This window comes from Agromyces sp. NPDC058484 (genome assembly GCF_042720415.1).
Taxonomy (GTDB): Bacteria; Actinomycetota; Actinomycetes; order Actinomycetales; family Microbacteriaceae; genus Agromyces.
The window spans coordinates 188,396-202,404 of sequence record NZ_JBHXMP010000005.1; the positions used below are offsets into that span (position 1 = coordinate 188,396).

Sequence of the window (14,009 nt, forward strand, 5' to 3'; positions counted from 1 at the left end):
GAGGATAGGCGCATGATGCAACTCGCCATCGACCTCGGCGGCACGGCCGTCAAATCGGGAGTGTTCGAAGGGCGGCGCCTCATCGACTCCGAGGAGCTCGGCGCGGCCGATGGTCAGGTCGTGCTCGATCACGTGACCATCGCTGCCGAGCGGATGCTGCGAGGCGGGCGCCCCGACGGCGTCGCCATCGCCGTTCCGGGCATCGTCGATCCCGAGGCGCGCCGACTCGTGGCCGCGCACGGCAAGTACGCCGAGCTCCATGGAGTCGACCTGGCCGAGTGGTCGGAACGCCGCTTCGGCGTGCCGGCCGTCGTCGAGAACGACGCTCGCGCGGCGCTCGTCGGCGAGATGGCCGGCGGCAGCGCGCGCGGCACGCGAGATGCCGTGCTGATCGCGCTCGGCACGGGCATCGGCACCGCGGCCGCGATCGATGGACGCGTCATCCGTGGGGCCCATGGCCACGCCGGCGTGCTCTCGGGGCATGTCACCGTCGATCTCGATGGACCCCGCTGCCCCTGCGGCAACCTCGGTTGCGCCGAGGCGCTCGCGAGCACCTGGGCGCTCGGCGACGCGGTCGGGCGCGGGACGGTCGCGGTCGGAGCCGAGCTCGCCCTCCGGCTCGAGACGGCGGGGGAGCTCGGCATCCGCGACCTCGTCGAGACTCGGCACGAAGCCGAGTCCGCCGCGATCCTCGACCGCTATGTCCGCATCTGGGGCGCAGTCGTCGTCTCGCAGTGCCTCGCATTCGACCCGACGGTCGTCGTCGTCACCGGCGGCGTCATGCGATCAGGAGACGTCGTGCTCCCCGCCCTCGTCGACTACGTGCACGAGCACCTCTGGTCGTCATCGTTCAGGCCGAGCTTCGTGACGCCGGAAGAGCCCGCGCTCTCGGTGCTGCGCGGGCTCGCCGTGCTCGCATTCGAATCCCGCACCAGCAAGGAAGATCCATGACCCACGTTGATCCAGACGGCGAACTCACGCTCGAGGAGTACATGGCGGGTGGGGAGAGCAGCTACGTGAAGCTGCCGACCATCGCTCTGCCGACCGGCGCCGAGATCCTCGTCGGCGACGATGCATGGCGACGCGCGCTCGAGATCGCCGGCTCGAGGGCGGGCGGCCGGCCCCCGCTCGTCGCCGTCGACGTCTACCCCGGTGGTGACGTCGCCGCGATTCGTCAGCGCATCGACGCGGCGATCCCCGACGCCGAGGTCATCGACCTCGAAGACCGCGCCGCCCTTCCGAGCGAGGTCATCGAGGCGCTCATCGGGCGCAACCTCACCGATGACCGGGTGTTCGGCATCATGAGTCATTTCACCGTCGACGAGTTCTACGACCGAGCGCGCGTCGCAGCGTTCCGCGGGGCGCTGGGGCGGCGCACGGCGCCGACGTTCGTCGTCGGCTGGGGGGCGGATGCGGCGCTCGAGTGCAGCGCGGACGCTCTCGTGCTCGTCGACCTCGCCCGATGGGAGATTCAGCAGCGGCAACGTGCCGGCGCACCCAACTGGCGTGCGGGAAACGATGACGAGGATGCGCTCCGCAAGTACAAGCGCGGATTCTTCGTGGAGTGGCGCGCGGCCGACCGTCACAAGCGCTCGCTCTTCGACCGCGTTGACCTGCTCGTCGACGGAAATGCCCCACACGATGTCGCCGGCGCCGTCGAGGGCGACGCGTTCCGAGGTGCGCTTGCCGCGGCATCCGCTGCGCCGTTCCGTGTCGTGCCGTTCTTCGACCCCGGTGTCTGGGGCGGGCAGTGGATGAAAAGCACGCTCGACCTCGACCCATCGGCCAGCAACTACGCCTGGTGCTTCGATTGCGTGCCCGAGGAGAACTCGCTGCTGCTCGAGGCCGGTGGGAGGGTCGTCGAGATCCCGGCGCTCGACCTCGTGCTCATGCGGCCCCGAGACCTGCTCGGCGAGAAGACCTTCGCGCGCTTCGGCGCTGAGTTCCCGATCCGGTTCGACTTCCTCGACACGATGGGCGGCGGCAATCTCTCGCTGCAGGTGCATCCGCTCACCGATTACATCCGCGACTCCTTCGGCATGGCCTATACGCAGGATGAGAGTTACTACCTGCTGGACGCCTCCGACGAGGCCGTGGTGTACCTGGGTGCGAAGACCGGCGTCGATCCCGAGGAGATGGTCGAGGCCCTGCGAGCGGCGGCCGACGGCGGGCCGCCGTTCGATGCCGAGCGCTACGTGAACGTGTTCGCGGCCAAGAAGCACGACCATTTCGCGATCCCGGCCGGCACCGTGCACTGCTCGGGCGCCGATTCGATGGTGCTCGAGATCTCGGCGACGCCGTTCATCTTCACCTTCAAGCTCTGGGACTGGGGTCGCGTGGGCCTCGACGGGGTGCCGCGACCGGTGCACCTCGATCACGGCGAGCGCAACATCCAGTGGGAACGCGACACCGAGTGGGTCGAGCGGAACCTCGTCGGCCAGGTGGAGGAGCTCCGGCGGGAGCCCGGCCTCGTCGAGGAGCGCACAGGGCTGCACGAGCTCGAGTTCATCGAGGTGCGCCGGCACTGGTTCGACGACGAGGCGGCGCACGACACCGACGGGACGGTGAACGTGCTCAACCTGGTGGAGGGCGACGAGGTCGAGATCGTGAGCCCGACGGGCGCCTTCGAGCCGTACCTCGTGCACTATGCCGAGACCTTCATCGTGCCCGCCGCCGTCGGGCCGTACGTCATCCGCCGCACCGAGCGCTCGCGCAGTGAACGGTTCGCCACCGTCAAGGCATACGTGCGCGGGACCACCATGACCGACAACTGAACAGGGCCACGACGCAACCAGGCACCACCTGCACCACCTGAACGACAGCATCGCAGCACCACACCGAACCGTTGCCTTGCGGCGACTGGGTATCGTTGATACCTTGGCGATCGCGGTTGGTAACGATACCAAAAGACGGACAAGGGAGTTCCCAGTGAAATCACGACGCATCAGGATCGGAACCATCGCCGCGCTGGCCGCATCGGGGCTGCTGCTCAGTGCCTGCTCCGGCGGCAGCGCGGCCGACTCCGGCGAAACGACCGGCACGCTCGACTTCTACACCAACAAGGCTGCGTGGGAGCCCGATTTCGAAGAGCTGAACGCCACCAGCGAGGCATCCGTGGACATCGCCCTCGGCACCACGGGATACTCGGACGCCAACCAGTACGACGCGTTCATCAAGCAGTCCTTCCGCACCCAGAAGAGCCCTGGCCTCTTCACGTGGCAGACCGGCAGCTCCCTCACCGAGCTCGTCGACGAAGGCCTCATCGCAGAGACGACGGACATCTGGTCGACCGCGGTCGATGAAGGCTGGGTCAGCGAAGACCTCCGCGAGACCTATACGGTCGACGGCAAGCAGTACTGCGTGCCGATGAACATCGCGTACTGGGTCATGTACTACAACACGAAGATCTTCGAGGAGCAGGGCATCGCGGTTCCGACCACCTGGAAGGAGCTCGACGCCGCGGCCGAGAAGTTGAAGTCCGCCGGCATCACGCCGTACTACCAGACGAGCACCCTTTTCACGTTCCAGTGGTTCCAGCAGATGGTCGCCGGCACCGACCCTGAACTGTACGAGGGGCTCTCGACGGGGGATGTGAAGTACACCGATCCCGAGATCGTCGACATCATGAACCTCTGGCTCGAGCAGCAGAAGGCCGGCTGGTTCAGCGACGCGGGCAGCACGGTCGACCCCGCCGTAGGCCTCAAGCAGGGCGACTACGCGATGATCAACTTCGGCTCGTTCTTCAACGGCTCGCTCGACGGTGCCGGCATGGTCTCGGGCGAGGACTACGACATGTTCGTCATCCCGGCCACCAACCCCGACCTCGAGCGCACGCCGGTGGCCGTGGAATCCGGTCCCATCTGCGTGGCCGAGAACTCCTCGCAGAAGGCGCTCGGCCTCGCATACTCCGAGTGGTGGATGTCACCCGAGGCGCAGACCGCGTGGAGCGAGGCGCGCGGCGACGTGGCCTTCAACCCGAAGGCGACGGTCGCCGACCCGATGCTCGACGAGCTCGGCAGCACGGTCGCCAGCGACGACTACCTCGTCTACGACCGCTACTTCGAAGCGACGCCGACGCCGATCCTGACCGTCGCGCTCGAGCAGTTCGGTGCGTTCATCGCCAACCCAAGCGACCCGCTGCCGTTCCTGGAGGCCATCCAGGCCGAGGCCGACGAGTACTGGGCCGACCAGGAGTAATCCCCGAATGGCGATCCTTCAGACGCCCGAACGCGAGCGGGTGGCCCGAGGTCTCACCGAGACCCCGGGCCTCCGTCCCCGCCGGAAGAGACCGTACCATCGGGCCGGGCTGGGTTTCATCGCCCCCGGCGTGCTGCTCGTCGCGGTGCTGCTCTACCTTCCCCTCCTGTGGACGACATTCCTCGGCTTCACCGAGTACGACGGCCTCGGCGACCCCGACTGGGTCGGGCTGGCGAACTACGCAGAGATGTTCGACGACCCGGGGTTTCTCGGATCGGTCTTCAACACCCTCTTCTGGGTCGTCGGCACGCTCCTCATCCCGGTGGGCATCGGGCTCGGGCTCGCCCTCCTGACCTGGAACCTTCCCGGAGGCGTGTGGCTTCGCCTGCCCTTCCTCATCCCGTACGCGCTCTCGGGCATCGGCGTCGGCCTCATCTGGTCGTTCATCCTGTCGGTCGACGGCGCACTCGACCAGGCCCTCGCCGTGTTCGGCATCACCGACACGCCGCGATGGCTCGTGGATGCCCCGCTCAACACGGTCGTCATGATCGTCGCCGCGGCGTGGCAGGGCGTCGGCGTGAACGCGTTGCTGTTCACCATCGGACTGAACTCGATTCCGAAGGAGCCGCTTGAGGCGGCGCGGGTGGACGGCGCGCGCGGCCTGCGGCTCTTCACGAGCATTCTCTGGCCGATGCTTCGCCCGCTCACGGCGGTCGTCGTCGGACTCTCGATCGTGGCGAGCCTGAAGACGTTCGACATCGTGCTCGGCATGACCGATGGCGGACCCGGCCGGGCGTCGGAGACCCTTGCCCTGACGATGTACAAGGAGACGTTCGTCAATAGCGAGTACGGGCTCGGATCGGCGATCGCGGTCTTCCTCACGGTCGTGACGCTCCTGGCCGCCATCCTCTACCTGCGCGAGCAGTTGTCGAAGAAGCACGAGTTCTAGATCATGACGCGACTTCTCAGAACCACCGTCCTCGCCGTGCTGGGCATCGCCTGGCTCGTGCCCGTCTACCTGCTGCTGATCAACGCGAGCAAATCGCCGCTCACTTTCACGACGACCGAGTCGTGGATTCCGACGGATTTCTCGCTCTTCGGCAACATCGTCGAGGCGATGCAGCTGTCGGGGCTCGGCGACAGTGTGCTGAGCACCCTGCTGTACGCCCTCGTGTCGCCCGCGATCGCGGTGCTCGTCGGCGCGGCGGCCGGCTTCGCCATCGTCGCGCTGCGGCTGCGACACGGTTTCGCGTGGTTCGTCGTCATCTTCGGTGGCACCGTGTTCCCACTGCAGATGGTGCTGCTGCCGCTCTTCGACGGCTACGCTCGGGTCGGCCTCTTCGACACGCGGCTCGGCATGATCATCGTCTACACAGTGATCTCCATCCCGTTCTCGGCCTTTGTGATGCGCAATTTCTTCACCGGCATCGCGCACAACGTCTTTGAGGCGGCCGTGCTCGACGGCGCGACGACATGGCGCATCTTCACCCGCGTCTACCTGCCGATGGCTTCGAGTGCGCTCGTCGCGATCTTCATCCTGCAGGCGACGTTCGTCTGGAACGACCTGCTGGTCGGCCTCACGCTCAGCCAGTCCGACAATGTGCGGCCCATCGTCACGACCCTGGCCGGGATGCAGAGCACCTACGGCGGGGCGCAGCTCTCGACGGTGCTCGCCGCCGGTGTGCTCGTCTCGCTGCCGACGGTCGTGCTGTTCCTCCTCACGCAGAAGTTCTTCGCTCGCGGCCTCGCGCTCGGGCAGTACTAGGAGACCGGATGTCGCTCATCCCCACGGTCGCGGACCTCGCGGCCGATCCCCTCACACACCACTACGACGACATGATCGCGCCCTCGGGGCTGACGAACTTCCTCGGCACGGTGCGCGTGGAGCACGACCTCACCGCCGTCAGCGCGGTGACATTCCCGCCGGTCGCACAGGGCCTCGCGAAGACCGCGGTGCTGTTCGTCGACGGCCGCATCTTCGAGTCCTACGGCGCACCGGTCACCCATGAGTGGCGGGCCGACCGGGTCGTGCGACGCGCGAGCCTCGTCGGCCTCGAGCTCGAGACCGTCACGGTGTGCGTGCCGGGACGCACCGCAGTCGCGATCGACGTGCGCATCACGAATACCGGCGACGCGCCGCGCACGGTGACCGTGATGCTCTCGCTCGCGGCGAGGGTCACCCGCTCCGCCGAGGCGTGGCTCGATGCCGAGTCCCCGAGCGAGCGCAACGCGGTCGAGGCGGATGCCTCGCGGCTGGTGTTCTTGAACGAGGCGGGCGGCGCCTGGAGCGTGCAGGGGGTCGACACCGCGGCATCCGTGGGCCTCAGTGGTGTCGCCGAAACGCCCGACGAGTACGAGGTGGGCATCGGTGGAACTGGGCGCGGCGGCGATGTGACCGTCGTGTTGGAGCTCCCGCCGGGCGCGTCGGGGCGATTCGGCTACGTGCACGCGATCGGCACGACGCGAGAGGCCGCGCTCGCCGAGTTCGACGCCGCGGCGGCGGATGTGGCGGCATCCGTCGCCGATTCCGAGCGGTATTGGAACGGGCAACTCGAGGCCGCGTTCACGCCAGGCAACGGCGAGTTCTCGGGTCACCTGCCCGTGCTCGAGACCTCGTCGGAAGCGCTGCGCACGCTCTATTGGTGGGGTGTGCTGGGCGTCATCTGGTTCCGTCGCGACTTCGCCGGCAACGTGCTCGGTCGCAGCTACGACACGCTCATGCCGAACTACTGGGCGACGACGACGTTCATCTGGGACTACAGCCTGAGCTCGATCACGCACGCGCTGCTCGATCCCGAACCGATGAAGCGGCAGCTCAGCCACTGGATCACGAGCGACACGCACTCGCACTTCGGCACATCCTCGCTGACCGGCGGGCCGGTCGGGCGCTGGTACTCGGTGAACGACTACGCGATGACCCGGCTCGTCAACGACTACGTGCGCTTCACCGGCGATCACGGCTACCTCGATGAGACACCGGGGGAGGGGCGGCCCGTCGTCGACCACCTCCGGTACTGGTCGCGTGCGTGGCAGGAGTTGCGCGGCGACTCGCCGCTCGCCGACTACGGCGAGATCGACAACCTCCTCGAGTGCGTGAGCTCGTATACGCACGAAGTCGCGAGCTTCAATGCGGCGAACGTGTGGAACCTGCGCACGACCGCGGCGATCCTCGAGGCGCGTGGCGACCGCCCCGCCGCCGCCGAGCTGCGCGCGGAGGCGGAGACCCTCGTGGCATCCGTCGTCGACCTGTACCTGCCGGGCCAGGGCTACTTCGCGGCGCAACAGCCCGACGGCTCGCGGCTGCCCGTGCGGCATTGCTACGACTTCAACATCGTCGGCACGACGATCGCCGCCGACCTCGACGAGTCGACGCGCGGCGAGATGGTCGCGTTCTTCGAACGCGAGCTGCAGACGCCGGCGTGGCTGCGGTCGCTCTCGCCGTGGGATGCCGACGCGAGCTACAGCGTGCGACCCGACCACCAGTGGAACGGCGCCTACCCGGCCTGGCCCGCGGATGCCGCGCGGTCGCTCGTCGCGCTCGGCGAACCGCAGCGTGCCCTCGACTGGCTGCCCGGCCTCGCCCGCTCGACGAACCAGGGCCCGCCCGCGCAGGCGCACTTCCAGGAGGAGGCGCAGCCCGCGATCAACGGCGGTGCCCGCAAGGCGCCGCCGCAGCTGCCGTACATCATCGACTGGGCGTGCTCGTCAGCGGGCGCCTACGTGGCCCTCGTGATCGAGTCGCTCTTCGGCGTCGACCCCTCGATCGACGGGCTCGGCACGGTGAACGGGTGCGTCGGAGCACTCGACGCCACCGCCGTGCTCCGCGGCCTGCGGGTCGGCGACCGGCTCGTCGACGTGCACGCGAACGGCGAGGTCGTCGAGCGGGCATGACGGAGCCGCGCGAGATCGGACTCGACGACGTCGAGGTGCGCGGCGCGATCGTCGTCGATCGCACTCCCCGCGGCGGCCTTCTGCCGCGGCGCCTGCCCGCGTGGGCGCGCGCCCAGGTGCCCGATCGATTCATGGTGCAGACCACGGCCGAGAGCGCCGGCATCCGCCTCGCGTTTCGCACGTCGGCCTCGGTGCTCGAGCTCGACGTGCTGGCCACGCGGATGGCGGCCGACGAATCGGTGCAGTTGCCGCCGAGCCGCTACGAGCTCACTGAAGACCGCGCCGTGGTCGCCCGCGCATCGGCGGTGGCCGGGTCTCGGTACGTCTTCTCGTTCGAGCGGCCGCTCGGCTACGTCGTGCAGGGGCCGCCGGTCACGGTGCGCTTCACCGGGCTGGGCGGCGCCGAGCGCCAGTTCGAGCTGTGGCTGCCCTACACCGACGAGGTCGAGCTCATCGCGATGCGAGCGGATGCCCCGGTCTCGCGCCCGTCCGCCAACGAGGCGCTGCGCTGGCTGCACCACGGCAGCTCGATCAGCCACGGCTACCGTGCCGACTCGACGACGGGAACGTGGCCCGTCGTCGCCGCGCTCCGGGCGGGCGTCGACCTCACGAGTGTCGCCTTCTCGGGCAATGCCATGCTCGATGCGTTCACCGCCCGCACGATGCGAGATGCCCCTGCCGACCTCATCAGCCTGAAGGCCGGTATCAACCTCGTGAACGGCGACGTCATGCGGATGCGCGCCTTCCGCCCGGCGGTGCACGGCTTTCTCGACACGATCCGCGACGGACATCCCGACACCCCGATCGTCGTCGCCTCGCCGATCTGGTGCGAGCCGGTGGAGGAATCCGCCGGCCCGACGGTGCAGGATCCGTCGAAGGCATACGAGTGGTCCATCGCCGGCGGCACCCGCGACGATGTGGTCGCGGGCCGCCTGTCGCTCCGTTCGATCCGCGACGCGCTCGCGGAGATCGTCGCGAGCCGCGCCTCGACCGACCCGAATCTGCGGTACCTCGACGGGCTCGACCTCTACGGCCGGGCGGATGCCGAGCGGATGCCTCTGCCCGACAACCTGCATCCGGGCCCCGACGCCCAGCGTCACATCGGAGAGCGCTTCGCCGACCTCGTGCTCGTTCCGCAGACGCTCGCTGGAATCGTCGATCACCCGTCTCGCTGATCGGCTGAGTTTTCCGACCCGCCGACACCTCGCTCGCCGAGCTTCACCACGCCGTACGCCCCGGCCGCCCCGGCCGCGAGGGCGAGCACACCCCAGCCGATGCCCCATCGCCGCTTGCCGACGGCCGCGTCGATCGAGAGTGTGCCCGGCCCGTCCGCGCTCAGGGCGAAGAGCGTGGCGATGAGCGTGCCGTTGAACTCCCAGCCGCCCTTGGAGTTCCAGAACCCCTTCTTCCAGTGCACCTTTTCGATCGCCGTGAGCATCGTGGCGATGAGCCCGGCCGAGGCGAACGGCGTCGCGGCGCCTGCTGCGATGGCAGCGCCACCGGCCGTTTCGGTCAGCGCGACCGCGTAGGCGTTGGCCTTCGGCGGGTGCATGTCGGTGCTCTCCATCATCTGCTCGGTGCCCTCGATGCCCGGACCGCCGAACCAGCCTTTGAGCTTCTGCAGGCCGTGTCCCATGAACAGGCCGCCGACGACGAGTCGCAGTACCAGCTTTCCCGTGTCCATACGCCCACCGTAGGCACCTGTTGCCGCCCGGCGCGTGGGGTTGACGGCCGACTCGGCACCGGCGATGCGCTGCTCGTACCAGCCGATGGCCTCGGCCTCCTCGGCGAGGCTGGCGCACATTCGGGCGAAGGTTCGCACCTCACTGGAAGCTCGCTGGGCGGCTCGTGGTACTGGTCGGTGGGCATGACTCGATCACTCCTTCCACTCCGAGGGCGGATGCCGCGAGCGTACGTGGACCGGCGGCGGCGCGTCCAGCGGATCAACGTGCATGGACTCCGGCTCCAGGTGAAAGACTTCATCGACGGTGCCGTCACCGGCCACGAGCCGCAGGCGCTTCCAACGCAGACAACGGAGAAAGGCAGTTCAGCAACGATGGCACGACCGATCACGCTCTTCACGGGCCAATGGGCAGACCTCCCGCTCGAGGAGGTCGCACGACTGGCCTCCGGCTGGGGCTACGACGGGCTGGAGATCGCCTGCTGGGGCGATCACCTCGACCCGTGGCGCTGGGACGACGAGGAGTACGTCGCGGGCAGGCTCGCACTGCTCGAGAGGTACGGCCTCGAGGTGTACGCGATCTCCAACCACCTCAAGGGCCAGGCGGTCTGCGACGACCCGATCGACCAGCGACACCGCGACATCCTCCCCGACGTCATCTGGGGCGACGGCGACCCCGAGGGCGTGCGGCGACGTGCGGCCGAGGAGATGAAGCACACCGCGCGGCTGGCGGCGAAGCTCGGGGTGAAGACGGTCGTCGGCTTCACCGGATCGAGCATCTGGAAGTACGTCGCGATGTTCCCGCCCGTCTCGCAGGAACTCGTCGACGCGGGCTACCAGGACTTCGCCGACCGGTGGAACCCGATCCTCGACGTGTTCGACGAGGTCGGCGTGCGGTTCGCGCACGAAGTGCACCCGAGCGAGATCGCGTACGACTACTGGACCACCGTGCGCACCCTCGAGGCGATCGGCCACCGCGAGGCGTTCGGCCTGAACTGGGACCCGAGCCACTTCGTCTGGCAGCAGCTGAATCCCGTGGACTTCATCCTCGAGTTCGCCGACCGCATCTACCACGTGGACTGCAAGGACGTGAAGCTCAACGTCGGCAACGGCCGCAACGGGCGGCTCGGCTCGCACCTCGCCTGGGCCGACCTGCGCCGTGGGTGGGACTTCGTGTCGACCGGTCACGGCGACGTGCCGTGGGAGAAGAGCTTCCGCGCGCTCAACGCGATCGGCTACGACGGGCCGATCTCGGTGGAGTGGGAGGACGCGGGCATGGATCGGCTCATCGGTGCTCCCGATGCCCTCGAGTTCGTGAAGCGCAACGCGTTCGAGGCGCCCGAGGCCGCGTTCGACGCCGCGTTCAGCACGCGCTGACTGCCACCGACGGTCGCTCGCCGCTCAGCGCGCCGGGCTCGTGGTGCTCCCGCGCACCACGAGCCTGGTCGGCAGCGGCGCACCCGAGTCGGGGAGCGGATCGGCGACGGACAGTTCGCCCAGGAGCCGCATCACCACGTCGACCGCCATCCGCCCCTGGTCACCGGGGTACTGCTCGACGGTGGTGAGGTCGAACATCTCGGCGTACTCATGACCGTCGACGCCGATGACGGAGAGATCGCGGGGCACGTCGATGCCGAGTCGTTCGGCGGCCAAGACGGCGCCGAAGGCGACCTCGTCGGATGCCGCGAAGAGCGCGGTGGGCCGGATCCGCGGATGCCCCAGCAGCTGCAGTGCCCCGGTGTATCCGCCGGGCAGGCTCATCGCCGTCTCGACGACCTGGGTATCGTCGCCGGCCAGACCCGCGTTCGCCATCGCCTCGAGGAAGCCGTCGCGGCGATGTCCCTGCACGCTCTCCGGGTGCGCAGCGCCCGTTCCCGCGAGGTGCGCGATGCGAACGTGTCCGAGGTGCAGCAGGTGCTCGGTGGCGAGCTGGCCGACGGCGCGGTCGTCGACGGCGAGACGCGCCGCCCCTCCGCCGCTGCCGCCGAGGCAGACGAGCGGCTTCTCGCGCCGGTCGAGCACCTCGACCTCGCGCTCGTCGAGGTCGACGCCGACCGCGATGACCGCGTCGACGCGCTTGCGGGCGAGGAAGAACTCGAAGACGCGCGACCGCTCGGACACGCGCTCGGAGACGTTGTAGAGCGTCAGGTCGTAGCCCGCGCCGAGGAGCGCCCGTTCGATGCCCTCGAGCACCTCGCCGAAGAACCAGCGGTTCACGAAGGGAATCACGACGCCGACGTTCTTCGTGCGTCCAGTCACGAGGCTGGCGGCATCGGGGGAGGCGATGTAGCCGACGGCGGCCGCCGCCGCCTCGACACGCCTGCGGGTCTCCTCGGCCACATGGCCTCGGCCGGAGAGGGCTCGCGACGCCGTCGCCTTCGACACGCCGGCGAGGCGCGCGACATCCCGGATCGCGACCATCCCGACTCCTCCCACGGGTTGCTCCGCGTCCAGAGCATAGTGCGGTCGGGCGCGTCATGGAACCGGTTCCGGATTCGGGCCGGCGATGTCGTCGAGACGCGGATGCCGCGACGCTCGACATTCCGCGGGGGCGGCAACGGCGCGGGCCGACGGTGTCCGTTTCGTTACGTTCCCCTGCTTGTGACCATTCGTCCCGGTGTCCTAACGTGGGGCTGGAACCGGTTCCTCGGGACTGCGCCGATCAGTGCTCAGGCCCGCCTGCGACACCACAGCATCACGCCAGGAGGACACACGATGACATCCGCACGTAGATCCAGGATCCTGTTGCCGCTGGCGATGACCGGCGCAGCAGTGCTCGCCCTCGCCGCATGCACGGGGGGCGGTGGAGGCGGCGGAGACACCGCTGAGATCGAAGGCGACTTCTCGGGCGAGACGCTCGAGGTGGCCGCGGCCTGGTCGGGCGAAGAACAGGACAACTTCGAGGCGGTGCTCGCCGAGTTCGAGGCCCAGACCGGCGCGACCGTGAACTACACCAGCTTCGGCGACAACGCATCGACCGTGCTCGGCGCCCAGGTCGAGGGCGGCAGTCCGCCCAACGTCGCGATGCTGCCGCAGCCCGCGCTCATGCAGCAGTTCGCCGCCGATGGCGTGCTCATTCCGCTCTCCGACGACACGCTCGCGGCAGTCGAGGAGAACTACGCCGAGAGCTGGATCGACCTCGGATCGGTCGACGGCACGACCTACGGTGTCTGGTTCAAAGCGTCGAACAAGTCGACGGTCTGGTACAACGCCGACCTCTACGATCAGGCCGGAGCGACGGCGCCCGAAGACTGGGACGGCTTCCTGGAGCAGCTGCAACTCGTGGCAGACTCCGGGTACGCCGGGATCTCGGTCGGCGCCGACGTCGGCTGGCCGCTGACCGACTGGTTCGAGAACGTGTACCTCCGCACCGCAGGCGGCGACATGTACGACCAGCTCACGAACCACGAGATCCCGTGGACCGACCCCTCGGTCACCGAGGCGCTCGAAGTGCTGGCCACGCTCTGGGGCAACCAGGCGCTGATGCAGCCCGGCGCGGCGCAGCGCACCTTCCCCGAATCGGTCGACGCCGTCTTCGGGGCGGACCCCAAGGCGGGCACCGTGTACGAGGGCGACTTCGTCGCCGGGCTCATCGCTGAGGGGGGAACCTCGACGGTCGGCGAGAACGCGCTGTTCTACGACTTCCCGGCGGTCAACGACTCGGCTCCCGCGGTCGTCGGCGGTGGTGACGTGGCAGTGGCATTCGTCGACGACGAGGTGACCGCCGCGCTCATGCAGTTCCTCGCCTCGCCCGAATCGGCCGAGGTGTGGGTGCCGAACGGCGGCATGACCTCGCCGAACCAGGGCGTCGACACCTCGCTGTACCCCGACGACATCTCTCGGCAGATCGCCGAGGCGCTCACGGGCGCCGAGGAGTTCCGCTTCGACATGTCCGACCTCACGCCGAGCGCATTCGGTGGCACGCCCGGGCAGGGGTTCTGGCAGATCATGATCTCGTTCCTGGAGAACCCGACCGATATCGCCGGCACGCAGCAGCAGCTGGAGGCCGCGGCGGTCTCTGCCTACGGCTCCTGACGTGAAGTGATCATGTCTTCGATGAGGATCGGCCGGATGAGGAACGGAGTGCGTGAATGACCCAGTCCGCTGCTCCTCCGGTCACCCTCACGGAGAAGGGGGGGGGGCGCGGGGGGGGCGGGGGCGGCCCCCCCCCCGGCCCCCCCCGGGGGGTGGGGGGGGCCCCGCGGGTTCGCCCGCCCCCCCCCCGCCCGCGCGGGGGGCC

Annotated in this window: 11 protein-coding genes; 9 read left to right on the top strand and 2 right to left on the bottom strand. The window is 68.9% G+C overall.

Annotated elements, in window-relative coordinates; translation table 11 throughout:
• The first annotated feature begins 12 nt into the window (after positions 1–12).
• From ACFWN7_RS06395 to ACFWN7_RS06425, 7 genes are all read left to right on the top strand, one after another.
• Positions 13–951: an ROK family protein gene (locus ACFWN7_RS06395; RefSeq protein WP_376937909.1), complete on the top strand. Its 939-nt coding sequence runs from the start codon at positions 13–15 to the stop codon at positions 949–951.
• Positions 948–2,774 carry a class I mannose-6-phosphate isomerase gene (locus tag ACFWN7_RS06400; RefSeq protein ID WP_376937910.1) on the top strand — a complete coding sequence of 609 codons (1,827 nt, stop codon included), beginning with the start codon at positions 948–950 and terminating at the stop codon, positions 2,772–2,774. Before ACFWN7_RS06395 ends, ACFWN7_RS06400 begins: the two co-directional genes overlap by 4 nt.
• 154 nt (positions 2,775–2,928) lie before the next feature.
• Positions 2,929–4,197, top strand: a complete 1,269-nt coding sequence (locus ACFWN7_RS06405; RefSeq protein ID WP_376937911.1) for an ABC transporter substrate-binding protein — start codon at positions 2,929–2,931, stop codon at positions 4,195–4,197.
• Positions 4,198–4,204: 7 nt separating this feature from the next.
• The gene (locus ACFWN7_RS06410) at positions 4,205–5,146 is read left to right on the top strand and encodes a carbohydrate ABC transporter permease (RefSeq protein WP_376937912.1); all 942 of its coding nucleotides are present in this window, start codon (positions 4,205–4,207) and stop codon (positions 5,144–5,146) included.
• A gap of 3 nt (positions 5,147–5,149) precedes the next feature.
• Positions 5,150–5,962: a carbohydrate ABC transporter permease gene (locus ACFWN7_RS06415; RefSeq protein ID WP_376937913.1), complete on the top strand. Its 813-nt coding sequence runs from the start codon at positions 5,150–5,152 to the stop codon at positions 5,960–5,962.
• An 8-nt stretch (positions 5,963–5,970) separates the two neighbouring features.
• Positions 5,971–8,088 carry a hypothetical protein gene (locus ACFWN7_RS06420; protein WP_376937914.1) on the top strand — a complete coding sequence of 706 codons (2,118 nt, stop codon included), beginning with the start codon at positions 5,971–5,973 and terminating at the stop codon, positions 8,086–8,088.
• A complete protein-coding gene (locus ACFWN7_RS06425) occupies positions 8,085–9,263 on the top strand; it encodes a GDSL-type esterase/lipase family protein (RefSeq protein ID WP_376937915.1) in 1,179 nt (392 codons plus the stop codon). Before ACFWN7_RS06420 ends, ACFWN7_RS06425 begins: the two co-directional genes overlap by 4 nt.
• On the opposite strand, the gene ACFWN7_RS06430 is transcribed toward ACFWN7_RS06425, so the two are convergent.
• Positions 9,248–9,892, bottom strand: a complete 645-nt coding sequence (locus ACFWN7_RS06430; protein ID WP_376937916.1) for a DoxX family membrane protein — start codon at positions 9,890–9,892, stop codon at positions 9,248–9,250. The genes ACFWN7_RS06425 and ACFWN7_RS06430 overlap by 16 nt on opposite strands.
• A 252-nt stretch (positions 9,893–10,144) precedes the next feature.
• On the opposite strand from ACFWN7_RS06430, the gene ACFWN7_RS06435 reads away from it, so the two are divergent.
• Positions 10,145–11,146, top strand: coding sequence for a sugar phosphate isomerase/epimerase family protein (locus ACFWN7_RS06435; RefSeq protein ID WP_376937917.1), 1,002 nt, complete (start codon positions 10,145–10,147; stop codon positions 11,144–11,146).
• A 24-nt stretch (positions 11,147–11,170) separates the two neighbouring features.
• On the opposite strand, the gene ACFWN7_RS06440 is transcribed toward ACFWN7_RS06435, so the two are convergent.
• Positions 11,171–12,190, bottom strand: a complete 1,020-nt coding sequence (locus tag ACFWN7_RS06440; protein WP_376937918.1) for a LacI family DNA-binding transcriptional regulator — start codon at positions 12,188–12,190, stop codon at positions 11,171–11,173.
• A gap of 336 nt (positions 12,191–12,526) precedes the next feature.
• On the opposite strand from ACFWN7_RS06440, the gene ACFWN7_RS06445 reads away from it, so the two are divergent.
• Complete coding sequence (locus ACFWN7_RS06445; protein ID WP_376937919.1) at positions 12,527–13,804, top strand: ABC transporter substrate-binding protein; 1,278 nt, start codon at positions 12,527–12,529, stop codon at positions 13,802–13,804.
• The last annotated feature ends 205 nt before the right edge of the window (positions 13,805–14,009 follow it).

Bases quoted from the DNA above. Each gene is read 5' to 3' on its own strand.
- ACFWN7_RS06395 (WP_376937909.1), top strand. From the start codon at position 13: ATGATGCAACTCGCCATCGACCTCGGCGGCACGGCCGTCAAATCGGGA.
- ACFWN7_RS06400 (WP_376937910.1), top strand. From the start codon at position 948: ATGACCCACGTTGATCCAGACGGCGAACTCACGCTCGAGGAGTACATG.
- ACFWN7_RS06410 (WP_376937912.1), top strand. From the start codon at position 4,205: ATGGCGATCCTTCAGACGCCCGAACGCGAGCGGGTGGCCCGAGGTCTC.
- ACFWN7_RS06415 (WP_376937913.1), top strand. From the start codon at position 5,150: ATGACGCGACTTCTCAGAACCACCGTCCTCGCCGTGCTGGGCATCGCC.
- ACFWN7_RS06420 (WP_376937914.1), top strand. From the start codon at position 5,971: ATGTCGCTCATCCCCACGGTCGCGGACCTCGCGGCCGATCCCCTCACA.
- ACFWN7_RS06425 (WP_376937915.1), top strand. From the start codon at position 8,085: ATGACGGAGCCGCGCGAGATCGGACTCGACGACGTCGAGGTGCGCGGC.
- ACFWN7_RS06430 (WP_376937916.1), bottom strand. From the start codon at position 9,892: ATGTGCGCCAGCCTCGCCGAGGAGGCCGAGGCCATCGGCTGGTACGAG.
- ACFWN7_RS06435 (WP_376937917.1), top strand. From the start codon at position 10,145: ATGGCACGACCGATCACGCTCTTCACGGGCCAATGGGCAGACCTCCCG.
- ACFWN7_RS06440 (WP_376937918.1), bottom strand. From the start codon at position 12,190: ATGGTCGCGATCCGGGATGTCGCGCGCCTCGCCGGCGTGTCGAAGGCG.
- ACFWN7_RS06445 (WP_376937919.1), top strand. From the start codon at position 12,527: ATGACCGGCGCAGCAGTGCTCGCCCTCGCCGCATGCACGGGGGGCGGT.